Origin of the sequence: Candidatus Nitrosomarinus catalina (assembly GCF_002156965.1) — an archaeon.
Lineage (GTDB): Archaea > Thermoproteota > Nitrososphaeria > Nitrososphaerales > Nitrosopumilaceae > Nitrosopumilus > Nitrosopumilus catalinensis.
In genome coordinates, this window is the sequence record NZ_CP021324.1 from 702,824 (window position 1) to 717,947 (window position 15,124).

A 15,124-nucleotide genomic window follows, 5' to 3' on the forward strand; every position below is an offset into this window, starting at 1 on the left:
AAACAAATTTTTCACTGTTTAATATTTAAAGCCTCTAGATCGAATTAGGCACAAAATATCAAAAAAATTCACCAAAAATGAGAAATTATTACTAAATAATATGCCTAATTCCAATTGCAGTCATATCAGGAATTTGGCATAATTTTACCAACACCAAAACAAAAAGCAGAATTGAGGCTCATCAGTTTTAATTATTTTACAAATGCCATCTACTAATTTAGTTCCAACACCACATTGAGGCTTAGTTTCTTCTACAACTGGTTCAGGAGTATATCCAATTGATTGTACTTGTAAGGTAACTGATTTTTCATCAGGAATTTGTTTTTTAGAGTCTATTGTAATTGGGTCTTTGATAGTTTGAACGATTTGTGTTACAGATGGTTCAGAGACAACGGTAGTTTGTTTAGATGTAACAGTTGGTAATTGTGTTCCTTGTTGTTCAGATGTATACCCTGTATCCCCAGTGTATGATTTACTAATTGATTTGTCATGAATGTAAAATGTTTCAGTAAAGGAATTTCGTTTATTTTGAATTGATATGTTAAATTTTTCTTCTGATTCATCAAGGAATCCCGAATAAATTGCAATTCTATCATCAAGTAATGGTTGATCTGTTGATAATCCCAAAATACTTTGTTGCATTGGTGTTGTCATTTTGGTTTGTATTGAACCACATGTGGAGTAGGCATGAACTTGAACTTCAAATGTATTGATATTATAATTTACTTGATAAACTCTTAGTGAATTATTTTGTCCAAATCCATTTGAATCACAATTATTCTTGCCGCCACTAGAACTAGAACTAGATGGAGTATCTGAAGAAGTAAAGAATTTTGTAAAGTGATACACATATGCAATCAAATCATTTCCCACAGTCATTGAGCATTGACCACTTCCTCCAAGCATTGAAGTTACATTGCTAAAACTATCTTCAAGACAAGCAGTTTGTGTAGAATTAACTACTCCTGCAGAATTAACATATCCAAAAGTCTGATTTGCCATTCCATCTATCTTCATTCTCATAGGTTTTGAAAAGGTTAGATCAACATCATCAGAACCAAACGATGTTGCCAAGTTAATTGTTTGACCTTCTACTGAAATTGTTGATTTATCTATGTTATTTGCCAGCTCTAATCCCCCATTCCAATTGGTACCATTAATGCTAGTTCCTGCTTGAATAACTAGATCAATGTCTGTATCAGCAGTTGTTGCATTAACTACAATTCTGTTTGGCAGATGAATGTTTTTGTTTGTATTATCAGCTGCAGTTTGATTCAAAACATTAGAAAATTCTAAACTTGCAGCTCCATTACTACTAGGAATTGTAATTTGACTCAATTGTGTACCTGTAAAATTTAAAATTTCATACTCATAGACAGTTGAGAAATCCAACGTGGTAGAACTTGCTGCAGCAGTACTATTTGATGAGGTGTAGACATTAACTGCATGGTTATATGCTACAAGTAATCGATTCAGATGATCAATTACTATGTCTTTAGGGTCAGATAAACCCGTAATTGCATATCTAAAATTAAAGGAATCATCAAAAACTTGGATGTTGTTTCTTTCTCTATCTCCAACATAGACATAGTCTGAAGAATCAATTGTCATAAAATGTGGATTTTGGAATAGACCATCAGTTGTTCCATAACCTCCAAATGAGGTAAGATAATTTCCTGAAGAATCAAACTGTTGAATTCGTCTGTTATTATGATCAGCAACCCATAATTTTCCTGAAGAGTCAAAGTCTAAAGATACTGGATTACAGAATTTTCCAAGATATTGTTCTCCAACAAGTCCAGGTCCACCTTCAATACGTCCACAACCTTCACTTCCAAATTTTAATAGAAAATTTCCTGAAGAATCAAACTTTTGAATTCTATTGTTGTTAGTGTCTGCTACCCAAATGTTACCTGATGGATCAATTGCAAAATCTTTTGGAGAATAAAATTGCCCATCACCTGCAACTACAGCTCCTGAAGCTGAGGTATTACACAGGTCACCATTTACACTGCGTTCGGGTGCAGTACCTGCAATATTCATTACACAAGCAGTACCAAATTTTGAAATGAATGTACCATGTTGATCAAATTTCTGTAGTCTGTTGTTTCCAACTTCTAAAACCCAAAAATTATCAGAACTATCAAATTCAATATCCATTGGTTGATTAAATTCACCATCATCTCCACAAGGATCACCTGCTTGAATATCCATAGTATTACGATAACAATTGTTTTCTCTAACTCCAGGATCCACAATGTGTGATGAAAAATTATGAGATGTAGAATTATCAAACAATGAAATTCGGTGATTCCAATATTCAGCTACAAAAATCCATCCAGTACTGTTTACTCCCAACCCCCAAGGGTGATCAAATTGCCCATTACCTGTTCCTTGACTTCCAATTGTAGCTTGTAGTCCTGCATATGCAGAATTACTTGCAAGTCCAATTAATCCCACACAAAGAACTGCAATTACAATAATGAATACAGGTTTCAATAATTTTTTTTTCATAATTCTAGAATTTAAGAATGCCGAAATACACTGTAATACAATTCAAAAAGAAGAAACAAATCCTGATCGTAGTTTTTCAATAGATTGATATTTTTTAAAAAAATCTTAGAAATATGGCAATAATTCTGAATTTTGCATTTTTCAAAAACTGTTAAAGTCTTAGGTACGGAAATATCGCATAATTAGCCTAAACTGTCCAATTTGTTAAAGTATCTTCAGGAAAATAGGCACAATATGTCGAGATAATTGACTCAAAATGTGGAATTATAATCTAATAATTTAGGCATAAATGTATTACGGTATAGTACGGTACGTTTATAGCATAGTTGATCGCAGTATCGGTATGATGCAAAGTAGAACAATAATGCAAGAGACAAAAATTGAAAATAATATTCAATCCTCTGTTTCAAAAGTTGAATGTTATGTTTGTGGTAAAGGTTTGTCCGAAGGACACAGTATTTCAGCTAAAACATTATCAAATGGAATTGTATTATTTTGTGATGTTCATTATTCAATGCAGTAAAAAAATTATTTTAAATTTTTATGCATCCGGGTTTTGGAATTCTATTATTTAAAATTCGTTGTAATACAATTCTTTCATTTGAACCTCTAAATTTCATTAGAATTTCATTTGATTCATCTAAAAATTCTTTAATTTGCTTAAATGAATTCTTTAATTCTTTTTTTAATTCTATATTTTTAGTATTTTCAACAGTAAGCATAATTGAAGAAGACAATTCCAACATATTTGTTATACTGTTAATAAGTAAATCATAGTCTTTTAAAATTAATTTATTTAATTTTTGAGAATTAAGATCTTTTGAAATATCAATAAAGATTTTTTTGCTATCCAGTTTTTTTAATGATTTTGTAATCAACGATTCATTTGTAAAAATAACATTATTGATGAATCCAATATGATCTGCGGTATCTTGAAATTGTAATTTTGTGTATGTAATTTCACTTTTGTATCCTTGTTTTTTTAGATATCCAAGTTTTTCCATTTTGTCTAAAACTAATGAGAATTTATTTCTGGCATATCTTTTTCTTTTTTCATCAAGACAATTCTCCCACATATCTGTAAGATATGCACTATCAGCACCCATAGAATCTAGAATAGAATTAATAGTAATATCTTTCATAATTTAATCTTAAAATTGCCCTATTTACGGTTTAATTAGAGATTTTTATGCCTAATATCAAAATAAGAATTCTAAAAATTAATTAAATAATTAATAGGTATTTTTGATATGGATTCCCCAAAAGAGATTAATTCAGTATTTTGGGACAATAAGAAAAAATCGTGGGAATACAAAATGGTTGCAGTAGACGAATATCACGGTTGGACTGAATGTCAATATTGTAACAAACCAATGTCACATAATATCAAAAGTGAGGGGGAATTCAAAGTAGTATATGTTAAATGTGGATGTACAAGGACAGATTAGTCATTTTTAATATTGATGACTCCATTAGACACTAGCCATTCAATACCTGTGATGAAAGAATTGTCATCAATTGTTCCGTCAGCCCACCAGCCAGCATTATTTTTAATCCAGGATGGGATTTTTTCTTGAGAAGTCTCAGTTGTTTGAGAAGTAACATCTAAAATATTATTTTCAATTAGATATTGAATTCCTTGAACAAATGAATTATCATCAATTGTTCCGTCAGCCCACCAGCCAGCATTATTTTTAATCCAGGATGGGATTGTAAAATCATCAACAGAAATTACTCCAAGCATCCATGGATGTAATTCACAATAATAAGAAAACAATCCGGCAGTATCAAATTTTTGTGAGAAATTATCACCTGGTGCAATTATACCACTATCAAAATAATCAGATTTTCCTTCTGAAGGGTTTCCAGAACTAACTGTATGTGCAGCTGAATCAATATTGTTCCATAAAACCATTTCATCAACAGATAATTTTTGCTCATAAGGCAAATAGCAAGATTCGTTTAATTCACAACCAGGTAAGGAAGAATTCAAAGCGATATCAATAATTTTATCAGCAATCATTGGTTCTTTAGGCTCAGTTACTTTAAATGAAAATTCACCAGACGTATCAAAATAATTTACATTGGAAATTCTTAGAATTACGGCACCAGTACTATCAAAAATTACAGGTAAGGAATCACGACCGTCATACGATTCAACTCCACGAAATGATTCAATTTGATTACCATTTAGAAAAATATCCAGATCATATGTAATTTGAGGAATAACAATATTGGTTATAGGATCTCTAAATTCCAAATTAAGATTAATTTCATTGTTGGGATTTATTTTTCCTTCAGGGGTTAACGTTAAGTGGAATTTCCAATCCTCCTCAGTAGATAATACAATAACTTTATCACCAGATTCTAACGAAGCATTTTGTTTTTGAATATCACGGAGTTTTCCCGATTCAAGTCCAAAAATTATTTTATCTTGTGTATCAGATGGAATTTCATCATATAGTTTCATTAATTTTTTTGTAGGAATTAAAAAATGCACAACAATTTCTTTGTCACCAGATCTATCAATAGTTCCCAAAACAGGAATAGAATTTACAGTCATTTTAATTTCATGTTCATGAAAAACTTTCATCGATTTTGGAATATAATATTCAGCATGTACGTAAGGAATTTTTTTTATAAATTCAACATCCCAGTTAAATGGCATATCTGCAGTTAATTTTTGAGAATTTTCGTCATAATGAAATTTATCAATTTTATCAAAATATGTGGCAAACATTAAATCATATTTTTTATCTGAATCAATTTCAAATGGAATGTATTCACCAATAGTTAACAATGTTTCAAATACAGGAGGTCGAGGTAGTGATTCAGAATTAATAGATAAAATCTTTATATCCACTTGTACTAAACCACCATTCGTAAACAAAGGGGCTTCAATTGCAAGAGGTTTGTTAGAACTTCCTATCCAAAAATCATCAGTTGTTTTATCACCTAAAAAATTTATTTCATTTTTTGGGATAATTTTTGCATTAAAAGATTCATCAGGACTATACCCATTGAAGGATAAAATAGATTCTCCAGTTTCAGGGTTAACAATATCTATCAAATATTCTATGTTGGAAACAATACGTTCTTCATCATGATTAATTGTTGAGATTTTAAACCCGATTTCAGATTCATCTCCATGTAAAACATCAGGATTCGTTTCAACTTTTACTTTAAAGTAATTTTGATTAAAAAATTGTATATCACTTTCTACAGAACCCAATCCATGAGCATATGCAGATTGAACTGTTCCAAAAATTACTATTATTGATAATAAAACAAAAATTGAATGTGTCATTTTAGGATTCATTAATAATTGAATTTCTTTTTAATAAAATAAAAATTGTCATTCACTTATGTTATCAACATAGCCTGTGACATGGTCAAAGACAAATGTTTGTGCAATAATTTCAACGTAATCTGCTGATGAATATGGCCCTCCAAACAAACCATCATTGTCCTTTGGTAAAGTTCTGTCCTCGTATTCAATATAGATTGAATCTCCATCACTTACTCTGAGAGTATTTTTAGTAAAAGAGTGATCATCAAATGTTACATCAAAGGATCCTTCTAAAACATCAACATAATGTCCATGCATTCGTCCTTTCCAATCCTCTGGAATATTACCTTCAGTGAATGAAGCATGTTTTCCAACTACTTGCTTGACAATTGCTTCTGGAGCTACTTGGAAAGAAAAGTCTTGTTTAACATTTCCATCAAAGATATCAGTAATTACAATTTTTGCGGTTCCCCTTTCATCAAATCTTATTGGTTCAACTGCATGACCATCATCTGCAAATCTGTCAGTTCTTTTTTCAATTAATTCACCATTAAGATAAATTTCCATGCCATAAGTTAACTTGCTTTCCATTACATCTGTAAGTCCATCATGAACCATCAAGTTGATGTTATACTCTTTATCAACACCAATCACTCCACCTGGTTGCCACCAAAAGTATAACTTGTATTCACCATCAGGAGTGTATTTGATCAATGAAGATGATGCAGGTTCAGTTAATTGGATATTTTCAATTTCTCCACCACCTAATTTTTCACCATGATCATGATTTGGAATAAATTGAACTGGAACATAGATTCCTGCCAAATCTGAATCAGAATATGCATGAATATAGTAACTATGGAAATCCTCATGGTGTATCCATAAATCTGCATCATGAAGTTTGAATGTAATTGGTTCACCTGCAATAAATTGTTCCTTATCAAATGCAATTTCACCCATTCTCCATTCCCAAGTAGCTGACTTTACAATATTGATATCTTCATTAGCTTCCCAATTGACAGTTACTGCGCCATCCTGTGTTCCAGTAGGTAATTTAACGGCTACATCATGAGCACTCTTCATCCAATCATACGTAGTTACACCCATCATAGTCATAGGCATAATATTGTCCATATTCATTCCCATTGCTTTAATTTCTACACCATTTTCATCATGAACAACAAAATCTTTTTCGCCAGTCATCTTAACAATTCCTAAAAATAAACCTGTATCAGGACCAGTTTCAGTAAAAGCTATTTCATCAGCAGTAGCATCTCTAGTGGTTACAGATATTTTTCCATAACCATTTTGTCCAAGTCCAATACTATCCATTTTTTCAGGATCTTCATTGTAACCATTTGCATAAATTAGAACATAAATTCGATCAGTGTGAGTATATCCGCTATATTTTTCATCACAGTCTTGCATAGTTGTTGCAGCATTCATACAGAATTTCATAATAATTCCTGGTGCGGAATAAGTATTAGAATATGAATTAGGAGGAATTGCATCTGCAGGCATAGTTGAAAAAGGCACAGACAGAACAAATGCAGATAATACAGCAAATGTAACAATCTGAGATTTATTCATTTGAGATTTTTATTAATTATTTTAATAAAAAGAAAATGGTTCATTCTATAGATGTACCAATTCAATATTAATAATTAAAAAAATTTTAAAAAATATGAAAAATTTAATAATTTTCATAATTATTTTTAGTTTTATTGTTTTTACAACTAGTCCAAATGTTTTTGGAGAGTCAGAAATAGATAAAGAAAGAGAAAATGAAGTAAAAGATGCAGCTAATTCATTAAAACGAGAAAATGTTCAAACGGAAGAAAAAAACTCAGATGAAGAAATAGAAAATGAAGAGAAAATAATTAAGAAAAAACTTGGCACATTAAAGAAATTTTTACCAACAGAAAAGGATTTTGATGAAATAACATTAAGAACAGTTTGGAGATATGTTGATAAACAAACAAGTGAAAATGAAGAATTTGGAGTTAATAAAATCCAAGGGTTAGTAAGAGATGTAGGAAGAGTTTACGATCCCATAGTAAATAAATACAAAGTAGCAACAATTCAGATTGAAATCATCAAATATGATAATTCAGTAAAATTAATGGATTATTGGTTACAAGAAAAAAATTCAAATCTTGAAAAATTATGGGATAACGCATATTTAATTGGAACACCAAATCAAAATACAGAATGTATTTTTAATTATTCAGATTTTGGCGCAATGACAATTTGTAAAACAGATGAATTTGTAATTCAAAGTGTCATTTTTGACAAGTATCAAGAACATTTTGATTATGGAAAACCACAAACTGGAATAAAAAAATTAACAGTAAATGAAAATGAAATCACAACAAGAGTTGTGGACCATATATTAAAAAAAGTACAAATAAATTCTGAATTAGATAGTAGCAATGAGTTATACAAGATTTTAGAATCAAATGCAGATATTATAGAAAGTAAACAAAATAAATATTCAAGTTCAGAAAGAGAATTAACAATTAATAAAAATGATAAGCAATGGAAAGGATTTGAAAATGATAAAAAGTATGGAATTGAAAATTTTTCATGTATTAAAGACGAATTTGGTTTAATTACAATTTCAGGACAATATAACAACAATCAAATTAAAAAAGATAGAGTAATCATGGAGATTGCATTTTTGGATAACAATCAGAATATAATTTTAAAAAATACTGCAAATCTTTTAGAACTTGAAGAGTATGAAACTAAAAGATTCATTGGAAATTTAAAAATTGATAAGAAATTTTCAACATGTACAATTAATGTAAAGAATTAAGAAATTGATTTTCTGAAAGTTTCCAAGGCAGTTATGAATTCTTTTTGTGTAGATTTATGCTTAACAAATTCAACTTGACCACATAATTGAAGCCATTGGTTGATTTCAGCATAGTTTGAAACACTTGATTCTTTAAGATTATTCATAATTTCAGTATGTGTCAAATCCAAATTAATTTCTAATTTATGAGAATAATAGTATCGTATAGCCTGGCTAAATTTTTCAAATGCATATTTAGGTAAATTATCTTCAAATAGATTTCTGGATGTTTGAATCATTTCAATAGTGTTTTCTACATAATTAACAGAAGGAGAAATAGTTACAATTTCTAAATTATGTGTAGAAATGGATTTTCTATACATGAAATATCCAAAAACAATTAATCCAAAAATTATTGGAATCGAAAGTAACAATGTCAAATCATAGTTTTTAGGTAATTCAATTGATTGTGGAGGTTTTTCTAAAGAATCAATGACATGTCTTGTATTTTCAAAGTTAGTATTTACAAATTGAAAATCATCAAATAAATTTGAAGAAATATTGTTTACTAAATCCGGAGACTGTTTGACAGATATTTCTAATTGACGAGAAGAAATAGATTCATAAACATTAGAAGTTTCTGAACTTAGTTGTCTTATCATGTCTTCTTTCATTGTTTGTGAATTAGGTTTAACGTAATTTGGTAGTAATTCTCTTAAGTCAATATTTTCATCACCGTCATTTGCCATCTGTGATGCTTTGAGTCTAACATCATCATATTTTGTAGGTGAAAATGCATCATTAGGAATAGATTCTAAATCATCTAAGTCATAACCACGTTCAACCAAAAAATTTTCTAAATTAGAATCAACGTAGTACTCTGTTGAAATTCCAGAAGAAAGATACTTTTGTGTTTTTACAGGATCCAGTAACGCTTCAGCAAGTTCAACATAACCATCAGAATACCTATCCAAGTATTTTATCATATGAAAAAAATTTTCTTTATTAATTTTTTTTTGCTCTATTAACATTTTATTTAGAATTTTTCCCTCTTCAGATTCAATAGTTATTATTTTATCACCTATAGTATAACCACTACCAGTGATAAAATCTTCTTGAGACTCCTGTTCAATGACAATGTTTAAAGATTCATTCTTATTTTTTTTTACTTCAACATTACCCATATCTTCTTCAGACTCAATGTCAGGAGAAACTATAAGTGATTTAGATTGACCCTCAATAATCCAATCAATTTCTACATCAACAGGTTCAGCAAAAGCAGGATTTATGAAAACAATTGACATTGAAAATAATAAAATCCAGAATGGTGTCAATATTTAATTTCTATAAAATAATCATTAGTAAAATAAAAATTGGTACAATCGTCGAACATACCACATACTATTAATCATGATTTTAAAAATTAAAATTAATGGTTTTAGACACGAATAATGAAAAATTTGCAACATCAGATGAGAAAATTCAAGAATTAACGGAAATATCGCAAAAGTATTCAAAAATCATCTCAAGGGCCATATTAGAAACAGAGAAAAATATTATTGGTCAAGAAGACGTGGTTAAGAAAATTCTAATTTCAATTATTTCAGATGGGCATGTACTACTAGAAAGTGTCCCAGGATTGGCTAAAACATTGTTGATCAAAACAATGGCAGATATCTTTAGCGTAAGGAATGTTAGAATACAATTTACACCTGACTTACTCCCAGCCGATATTTTAGGAACAAAAATTTATAAAAATAATTCCAATTCATTTGAAATTCAAAAAGGGCCAATTTTTCATAATTTTGTTTTAGCAGATGAAATAAACCGTGCACCGCCAAAAGTTCAATCAGCCCTACTAGAATCAATGCAAGAAAAGCAAGTTAGTATACATGGAGAAACATTTCAATTAGAAAAACCATTTTTAGTTCTTGCAACTCAAAATCCAATTGAAAATGAAGGAACCTACAAGCTACCTGAAGCTCAGGTGGATAGATTTGCATTAAAAATTTTAATTGACTATCCTACAAAAGAAAATGAAATTAAAATTATTGAAAACAATACAATTGAAACAGAAATTAAAGCAGAATCAATTTTAAAACCAACTCAAATTTTAGAAATGCAAGAATTTAACTCAAAAATTTATGCCGATAAAATAATTTTAAAATATGTTGCAAGTATAGTGGATTCTACAAGAAATCCAGACAATTATGAATTAGACTTGGAAAATATTATTGAATTCGGTGCATCTCCAAGAGCCTCAATTTGGCTAATTAAAACAGCAAAAGCTAATGCCCTGATAAATGGTAGAGGCTATGTCATTTCTGAAGATATTAAAGAAGTTGCACATGATGTATTACGTCACAGATTAATCCTTACTTTTGAAGCAGAAGCAGATGAGATAACTACCGATAAAGTAATCGATATGATCCTAGATAAGATACCATCACCATAAAAATGAGCAAAATTTCAGAATTATTAGGGCAAATTAAAAATTTACAAATTCAGACAAAGAATTTAGTAGAAGGAATAGAGTCCGGGGCTTATAATTCCAAATTCAGAGGCGGAGGAATCGAATTTTCAGAAGTTAGAGAATATATTCCAGGAGACGACGTAAAACGAATCGATTGGAACGTTTCTGCTAGGCACAATTCACTGTTTGTAAAAGAATTTGTGGAAGAAAATGAACTGAATATCTACCTAATTGTAGATTTATCAGCAAGTAATAATTTCGGGTTTAAGAAATCAAAATTAGACTTAAGTTTTGAAGTTGTAGTATCACTCGTGTTTTTAGCACTAAAAAATAATGACAGATTAGGTTTAGGTATTTTTACAGATCAATTAGAAAAATTTATTCCGTCAAAAAAAGGTAAAAGACAACTTCTAAGAATAATTAAAGAATTAATAGAATATCAACCAAAGAGTAAGGAAACCAATATTTTAAAATCATTATCAACATTAAAAAATAAATTAAAAAGAAAAAGTGTAATTTACATCATTTCTGATTTTATTTCAGACTCGTATGAAAAACCATTAAAAATTTTAAAATTACATCATGAAGTTATTTTAATTAATATTTCAGACATTAATGAAATGAAAATTCCTGATATTGGATATGCGTATATTGAAGATTCAGAAACAGAAGAACAAATACTAGTTAATACTTCAAGCAAAATTTTTCAAAAACAATATAGTAAAATTATGAATCAAAAAATTATTGAAAATCAAAATAGTATGAAGAAAATTGGAGTAGATATTATCAATCTAAACAATGAAGAATCATTTGATATTACAATTAACAAGTACTTTAGAAATAAGTGGAGAATGAAAAACTAATGGAGTTTGGATTTATCAATGCACTATTTCTTTTTCTTTTAATTCCTGTTTTAATTTTTGTATATTACAAATACAATACAGGAAAAAAAGAATCAATTTTAAAATTCAGTACATTAAAAGTTATCAAACAAACAAACACCAAAAATAACGGAATCAGAAAACATAGTCCATTTGTATTAATCATACTTGTATTATCACTCATCATAATTGCCCTTGCAAATCCTCAAATTGTAACTATGGGTGCTGAAAAAGGAATCAACATAGGCATAGTTTTAGATGGTTCAGAAAGTATGGCTGCATCAGACTACAACCCTACAAGATTAGAAGCAGCAAAAAAGGCAATTAATTCACTCATAGAAAAGACTCCAAATACTAACAATGTAGGAGTCGTGGTCTTTGAAACAGGTGCAGGAACAATTTCCTATCTAACCCCCGTAAAAGAAAAAACAATTAATTCAATTTCGTCAATTCAACAAGGGACAGGAGCAACTGCAATTGGAGATGGCTTATCATTAGGAATTGATATGGTATCATCAATTTTAGATAAAAAGCGAGTTATCATTCTTCTTAGTGATGGCATACACAATTCAGGATTAGTTACACCTGAACAGGCAACACAATATGCAATTTTAAACAATGTCCAGGTTCATACTATTGGAATTGGGTCAGAAAATCCAGTTTATCTCCGTGATGACATATACGGTGAACCTCAATATGCCGAATTAGACGAACTGGCACTTCAGGAAATTGCTAATAGTACGGGCGGAATGTATTTCAAATCATTGGACGATAAGACGTTGAATGAAATATTATTGGAATTGAATGCAAATCTAGAATATGAAAAAGAATTATCAACAATTCGAGATTGGTTTATTGGGTCAGCGATCATTATTCTTTTAATAGACATTTACATAATTTACGGAAGATTCAGAATAGCTGCATAATAATTATAAAAAAAATTTAAAAATAAAAAATAGCGATCTTATTGATGTGAAAAAGTTAAACACTCAAGTAATTTTTTTTAAATTTAATTTTTAACAAAAAGATAATTCTATAGGGTTTAGAGTCAGAGACATCTCGCGGTGTTAGCTGGAAGAGCCCAATGCTCACATAAACTAGTTAATGCATTACAGAGTCTCCAAAATACGGAGACTGACTTTTTTTTCAGGGCAATATCAAAAAATAGCAGAAATTATGAAAATTAATTAATTAAATTTCAATTAACATAATATGCCATTAGATAAAATTAAAGAAGTTGAAGAATATGCAGAAACCCATAAATCTTCAGTCCTACATATTCAGAACAATCCAGTTGGATGTATCATAGAGAATAATTCTGAAAACAGATTAAAATTTGAATCAGTAGAAAATCAATCACAAATTAAGGCAAGTTTAAGAGGATTTCTAAACAAACATGAAGAAATAGGATTAGTAATGGGATGTAAATTTAAAATTGAAATCAATCAAGAATTGCTAGAATATACAGTGTATCCATCCACGGATTTTATTGAATCAATAATTTTCAACGAGACAATATTTCTTATTGATAATAAAATGAACCAAATTTTTTCTTGCAAAATTTTAACTGATCAATTTGTAAAAACTAAATCAGAATTTGAAAAATTCAAAAAATTATCCAAAAATTAAATTGTTGAAAGGAGTTTCTTTTTCTTTTCTTGAAATTCTTTAGCAGTAATTACTCCAGCATCCTTTAGTCTTGCTAAACTTTCTAAGAGTTCAAGATTTTCTTTTTTAGAAACTTTTAAGGACTTGCCAACTTTCACGGTTTTTTGAATTTTAGATTTAGCTGTAGTTTTAAGTTTTGAACCTAAAACATGACGCTTGTCAGAAATTTTTTCAGTAATTTGGAATCCCTTTTTTTTAGCCTGACTTACAATTTCTTGAGATTTCTGTTTAGTTACATCATCAATTAACTTATGTTTTTTAGCCATTTGGCTAATTTCCAGAGTCTTTTTTTTGGCTAGTCGAGTTTGATACTTTAGATCCTTTATAATTTCATTTTTACTTTTTTGTTCAAATCGTCTAGTATATTCCTGGATAAGTAAGATAGGAAATGGAGAATACTCTACATCAGAATAGTATCTAATTATTGTCTCATCAGATAATTTTTTAAGATATTCTTTAAAGGATGCTTCAGATTTAAGTGCCATATTTTAAATCAAATTAATCATCATAAAAAGATTATACTTGATTGATTAAATATCAAAAATTAAGAATTCAACTGGACCAAATAGGTTGGGATTTTAGCCAATTGATTAAATCCACGTATAGACTACTTTTTTGCATGTTTAATACACCAATTTCTAAGTTAGTTGAAGATTTTACAGTCTTTGAATAATTTTCACATTTTGCAAAAATCACTTTATCTAAAAACATTTCATTATTCATTTCTTTTTTAGCCAGTTCCTCAGATTCAGTCATTGCAAAACTTGCAAACAATACACCATCTACCCAATAGGCATTTGCAGATTCTAATGAAGACATCATACCAATAAGATCATCAAGACTGAGTTGTATCATGTCACGAACATAGATTTTATCATAGGGTTTGTGAACGAATTCAGTCATAAAATTATCTAATTTTAGAGATTAATGAATATTTGTAAATTTTATAATGGTATTTTTTAAATAAAGTGTATGTCAGAATCATCAAGCGAACCTACAGATCATGAATTATTTGTAACAGAATTTCCAAAAGGTAATTTTGGAATTGTAGATTATCTACAAGGTCGTGTGCATTTTGCATTAATGGACCAAATGAAATTAATGCATAAATCAGGAATGAACCAAGAGCAGATCAAAGAAGCAATAATAAAAACAGTGACAGAGATTGTAGAGAATTTTGAGCCAAAAAAAGAATCAGAAAGTGCTTGATTCTAATTTACTAGATTCCATCATCAAAATTTTATGACATTTGCAGTAACAATTTGTATGCGGTAAATCATTATCATTTCTATACCTGCATTCTTTTGTATGTTCAATATCCATTGGATTTTGCATCTACATTCATTAAAAAATCAATAAAATAAAGTTATGAAAACAAGAATTCATTTCAGAATAAGTAATCAAAAAGATTACTCATCTGAAATTAACCAGGATGAGCCTATAGCATCTTCCCAATTAGTTGAGGTGGTGTTATCATTCATGAATACAGTAAATCAAATTTG

The 15,124-nt window shown here is 29.4% G+C and carries 16 protein-coding genes; 8 read left to right on the forward strand and 8 right to left on the reverse strand.

Annotated elements, in window-relative coordinates:
* Positions 1-144: 144 nt before the first annotated feature.
* Positions 145-2,514, reverse strand: a complete 2,370-nt coding sequence (locus NMSP_RS04225; RefSeq protein WP_086907599.1) for an NHL repeat-containing protein — start codon at positions 2,512-2,514, stop codon at positions 145-147.
* Positions 2,515-2,857: 343 nt separating this feature from the next.
* Between NMSP_RS04225 and NMSP_RS04230 the strand changes: the two genes are divergently transcribed.
* The gene (locus NMSP_RS04230; protein ID WP_192866239.1) at positions 2,858-3,037 is read left to right on the forward strand and encodes a hypothetical protein; all 180 of its coding nucleotides are present in this window, start codon (positions 2,858-2,860) and stop codon (positions 3,035-3,037) included.
* 10 nt (positions 3,038-3,047) lie between these two features.
* Here the strand turns inward: NMSP_RS04230 and NMSP_RS04235 are convergent, their stop codons facing one another.
* The gene (locus tag NMSP_RS04235) at positions 3,048-3,656 is read right to left on the reverse strand and encodes a hypothetical protein (RefSeq protein WP_086907600.1); all 609 of its coding nucleotides are present in this window, start codon (positions 3,654-3,656) and stop codon (positions 3,048-3,050) included.
* Between the two features lie 108 nt (positions 3,657-3,764).
* Here NMSP_RS04235 and NMSP_RS04240 point away from each other — a divergent pair, with 108 nt between their 5' ends.
* Entirely contained in the window at positions 3,765-3,962 is a 198-nt protein-coding gene (locus tag NMSP_RS04240) for a hypothetical protein (protein WP_086907601.1), read from the forward strand.
* Here NMSP_RS04240 and NMSP_RS04245 read toward each other — a convergent pair.
* Positions 3,959-5,833, reverse strand: a complete 1,875-nt coding sequence (locus NMSP_RS04245) for a cupredoxin domain-containing protein (protein WP_086907602.1) — start codon at positions 5,831-5,833, stop codon at positions 3,959-3,961. The genes NMSP_RS04240 and NMSP_RS04245 overlap by 4 nt on opposite strands.
* 36 nt (positions 5,834-5,869) lie before the next feature.
* Entirely contained in the window at positions 5,870-7,393 is a 1,524-nt protein-coding gene (locus NMSP_RS04250) for a hypothetical protein (protein ID WP_086907603.1), read from the reverse strand.
* A 94-nt stretch (positions 7,394-7,487) separates the two neighbouring features.
* Here NMSP_RS04250 and NMSP_RS04255 point away from each other — a divergent pair, with 94 nt between their 5' ends.
* Positions 7,488-8,621 carry a hypothetical protein gene (locus tag NMSP_RS04255; RefSeq protein WP_086907604.1) on the forward strand — a complete coding sequence of 378 codons (1,134 nt, stop codon included), beginning with the start codon at positions 7,488-7,490 and terminating at the stop codon, positions 8,619-8,621.
* On the opposite strand, the gene NMSP_RS04260 is transcribed toward NMSP_RS04255, so the two are convergent.
* Positions 8,618-9,904, reverse strand: coding sequence for a hypothetical protein (locus NMSP_RS04260; protein WP_152023807.1), 1,287 nt, complete (start codon positions 9,902-9,904; stop codon positions 8,618-8,620). The two genes, NMSP_RS04255 and NMSP_RS04260, sit on opposite strands and share 4 nt — an antisense overlap.
* 128 nt (positions 9,905-10,032) lie before the next feature.
* Between NMSP_RS04260 and NMSP_RS04265 the strand changes: the two genes are divergently transcribed.
* The 4 genes from NMSP_RS04265 (at position 10,033) to NMSP_RS04280 (ending at position 13,583) form a co-directional block, all read left to right on the forward strand.
* Positions 10,033-11,055: an AAA family ATPase gene (locus tag NMSP_RS04265; RefSeq protein ID WP_086907606.1), complete on the forward strand. Its 1,023-nt coding sequence runs from the start codon at positions 10,033-10,035 to the stop codon at positions 11,053-11,055.
* Positions 11,056-11,057: 2 nt separating this feature from the next.
* Positions 11,058-11,936 carry a DUF58 domain-containing protein gene (locus NMSP_RS04270; RefSeq protein WP_086907607.1) on the forward strand — a complete coding sequence of 293 codons (879 nt, stop codon included), beginning with the start codon at positions 11,058-11,060 and terminating at the stop codon, positions 11,934-11,936.
* Positions 11,936-12,880: a vWA domain-containing protein gene (locus NMSP_RS04275; RefSeq protein ID WP_086907608.1), complete on the forward strand. Its 945-nt coding sequence runs from the start codon at positions 11,936-11,938 to the stop codon at positions 12,878-12,880. The genes NMSP_RS04270 and NMSP_RS04275 overlap by 1 nt, the downstream gene beginning before the upstream one ends.
* Before the next feature lie 286 nt (positions 12,881-13,166).
* On the forward strand, positions 13,167-13,583 hold the full coding sequence (locus NMSP_RS04280; RefSeq protein ID WP_086907609.1) for a hypothetical protein: 417 nt from the start codon (positions 13,167-13,169) through the stop codon (positions 13,581-13,583).
* On the opposite strand, the gene NMSP_RS04285 is transcribed toward NMSP_RS04280, so the two are convergent.
* Together NMSP_RS04285 and NMSP_RS04290 are read right to left on the reverse strand one after the other, a co-directional pair.
* Positions 13,580-14,107, reverse strand: a complete 528-nt coding sequence (locus NMSP_RS04285; RefSeq protein ID WP_086907610.1) for an SHOCT domain-containing protein — start codon at positions 14,105-14,107, stop codon at positions 13,580-13,582. The two genes, NMSP_RS04280 and NMSP_RS04285, sit on opposite strands and share 4 nt — an antisense overlap.
* A 67-nt stretch (positions 14,108-14,174) precedes the next feature.
* Positions 14,175-14,525 (reverse strand): hypothetical protein, encoded by a 351-nt coding sequence (locus NMSP_RS04290; protein WP_086907611.1) that lies wholly within the window; start codon positions 14,523-14,525, stop codon positions 14,175-14,177.
* A gap of 69 nt (positions 14,526-14,594) precedes the next feature.
* On the opposite strand from NMSP_RS04290, the gene NMSP_RS04295 reads away from it, so the two are divergent.
* Positions 14,595-14,831, forward strand: a complete 237-nt coding sequence (locus NMSP_RS04295; protein ID WP_086907612.1) for a hypothetical protein — start codon at positions 14,595-14,597, stop codon at positions 14,829-14,831.
* On the opposite strand, the gene NMSP_RS08460 is transcribed toward NMSP_RS04295, so the two are convergent.
* Positions 14,817-14,957, reverse strand: coding sequence for a hypothetical protein (locus tag NMSP_RS08460; protein ID WP_192866132.1), 141 nt, complete (start codon positions 14,955-14,957; stop codon positions 14,817-14,819). The two genes, NMSP_RS04295 and NMSP_RS08460, sit on opposite strands and share 15 nt — an antisense overlap.
* Between the last annotated feature and the right edge of the window lie 167 nt (positions 14,958-15,124).

Bases quoted from the DNA above. Each gene is read 5' to 3' on its own strand.
- NMSP_RS04270 (WP_086907607.1), top strand. From the start codon at position 11,058: ATGAGCAAAATTTCAGAATTATTAGGGCAAATTAAAAATTTACAAATT.
- NMSP_RS04250 (WP_086907603.1), bottom strand. From the start codon at position 7,393: ATGAATAAATCTCAGATTGTTACATTTGCTGTATTATCTGCATTTGTT.
- NMSP_RS04285 (WP_086907610.1), bottom strand. From the start codon at position 14,107: ATGGCACTTAAATCTGAAGCATCCTTTAAAGAATATCTTAAAAAATTA.
- NMSP_RS04280 (WP_086907609.1), top strand. From the start codon at position 13,167: ATGCCATTAGATAAAATTAAAGAAGTTGAAGAATATGCAGAAACCCAT.
- NMSP_RS04235 (WP_086907600.1), bottom strand. From the start codon at position 3,656: ATGAAAGATATTACTATTAATTCTATTCTAGATTCTATGGGTGCTGAT.
- NMSP_RS04290 (WP_086907611.1), bottom strand. From the start codon at position 14,525: ATGACTGAATTCGTTCACAAACCCTATGATAAAATCTATGTTCGTGAC.
- NMSP_RS04245 (WP_086907602.1), bottom strand. From the start codon at position 5,833: ATGAATCCTAAAATGACACATTCAATTTTTGTTTTATTATCAATAATA.
- NMSP_RS04260 (WP_152023807.1), bottom strand. From the start codon at position 9,904: ATGTCAATTGTTTTCATAAATCCTGCTTTTGCTGAACCTGTTGATGTA.
- NMSP_RS04275 (WP_086907608.1), top strand. From the start codon at position 11,936: ATGGAGTTTGGATTTATCAATGCACTATTTCTTTTTCTTTTAATTCCT.
- NMSP_RS04255 (WP_086907604.1), top strand. From the start codon at position 7,488: ATGAAAAATTTAATAATTTTCATAATTATTTTTAGTTTTATTGTTTTT.
- NMSP_RS04265 (WP_086907606.1), top strand. From the start codon at position 10,033: ATGGTTTTAGACACGAATAATGAAAAATTTGCAACATCAGATGAGAAA.
- NMSP_RS04225 (WP_086907599.1), bottom strand. From the start codon at position 2,514: ATGAAAAAAAAATTATTGAAACCTGTATTCATTATTGTAATTGCAGTT.
- NMSP_RS04295 (WP_086907612.1), top strand. From the start codon at position 14,595: ATGTCAGAATCATCAAGCGAACCTACAGATCATGAATTATTTGTAACA.
- NMSP_RS08460 (WP_192866132.1), bottom strand. From the start codon at position 14,957: ATGCAAAATCCAATGGATATTGAACATACAAAAGAATGCAGGTATAGA.
- NMSP_RS04240 (WP_086907601.1), top strand. From the start codon at position 3,765: ATGGATTCCCCAAAAGAGATTAATTCAGTATTTTGGGACAATAAGAAA.
- NMSP_RS04230 (WP_192866239.1), top strand. From the start codon at position 2,858: ATGATGCAAAGTAGAACAATAATGCAAGAGACAAAAATTGAAAATAAT.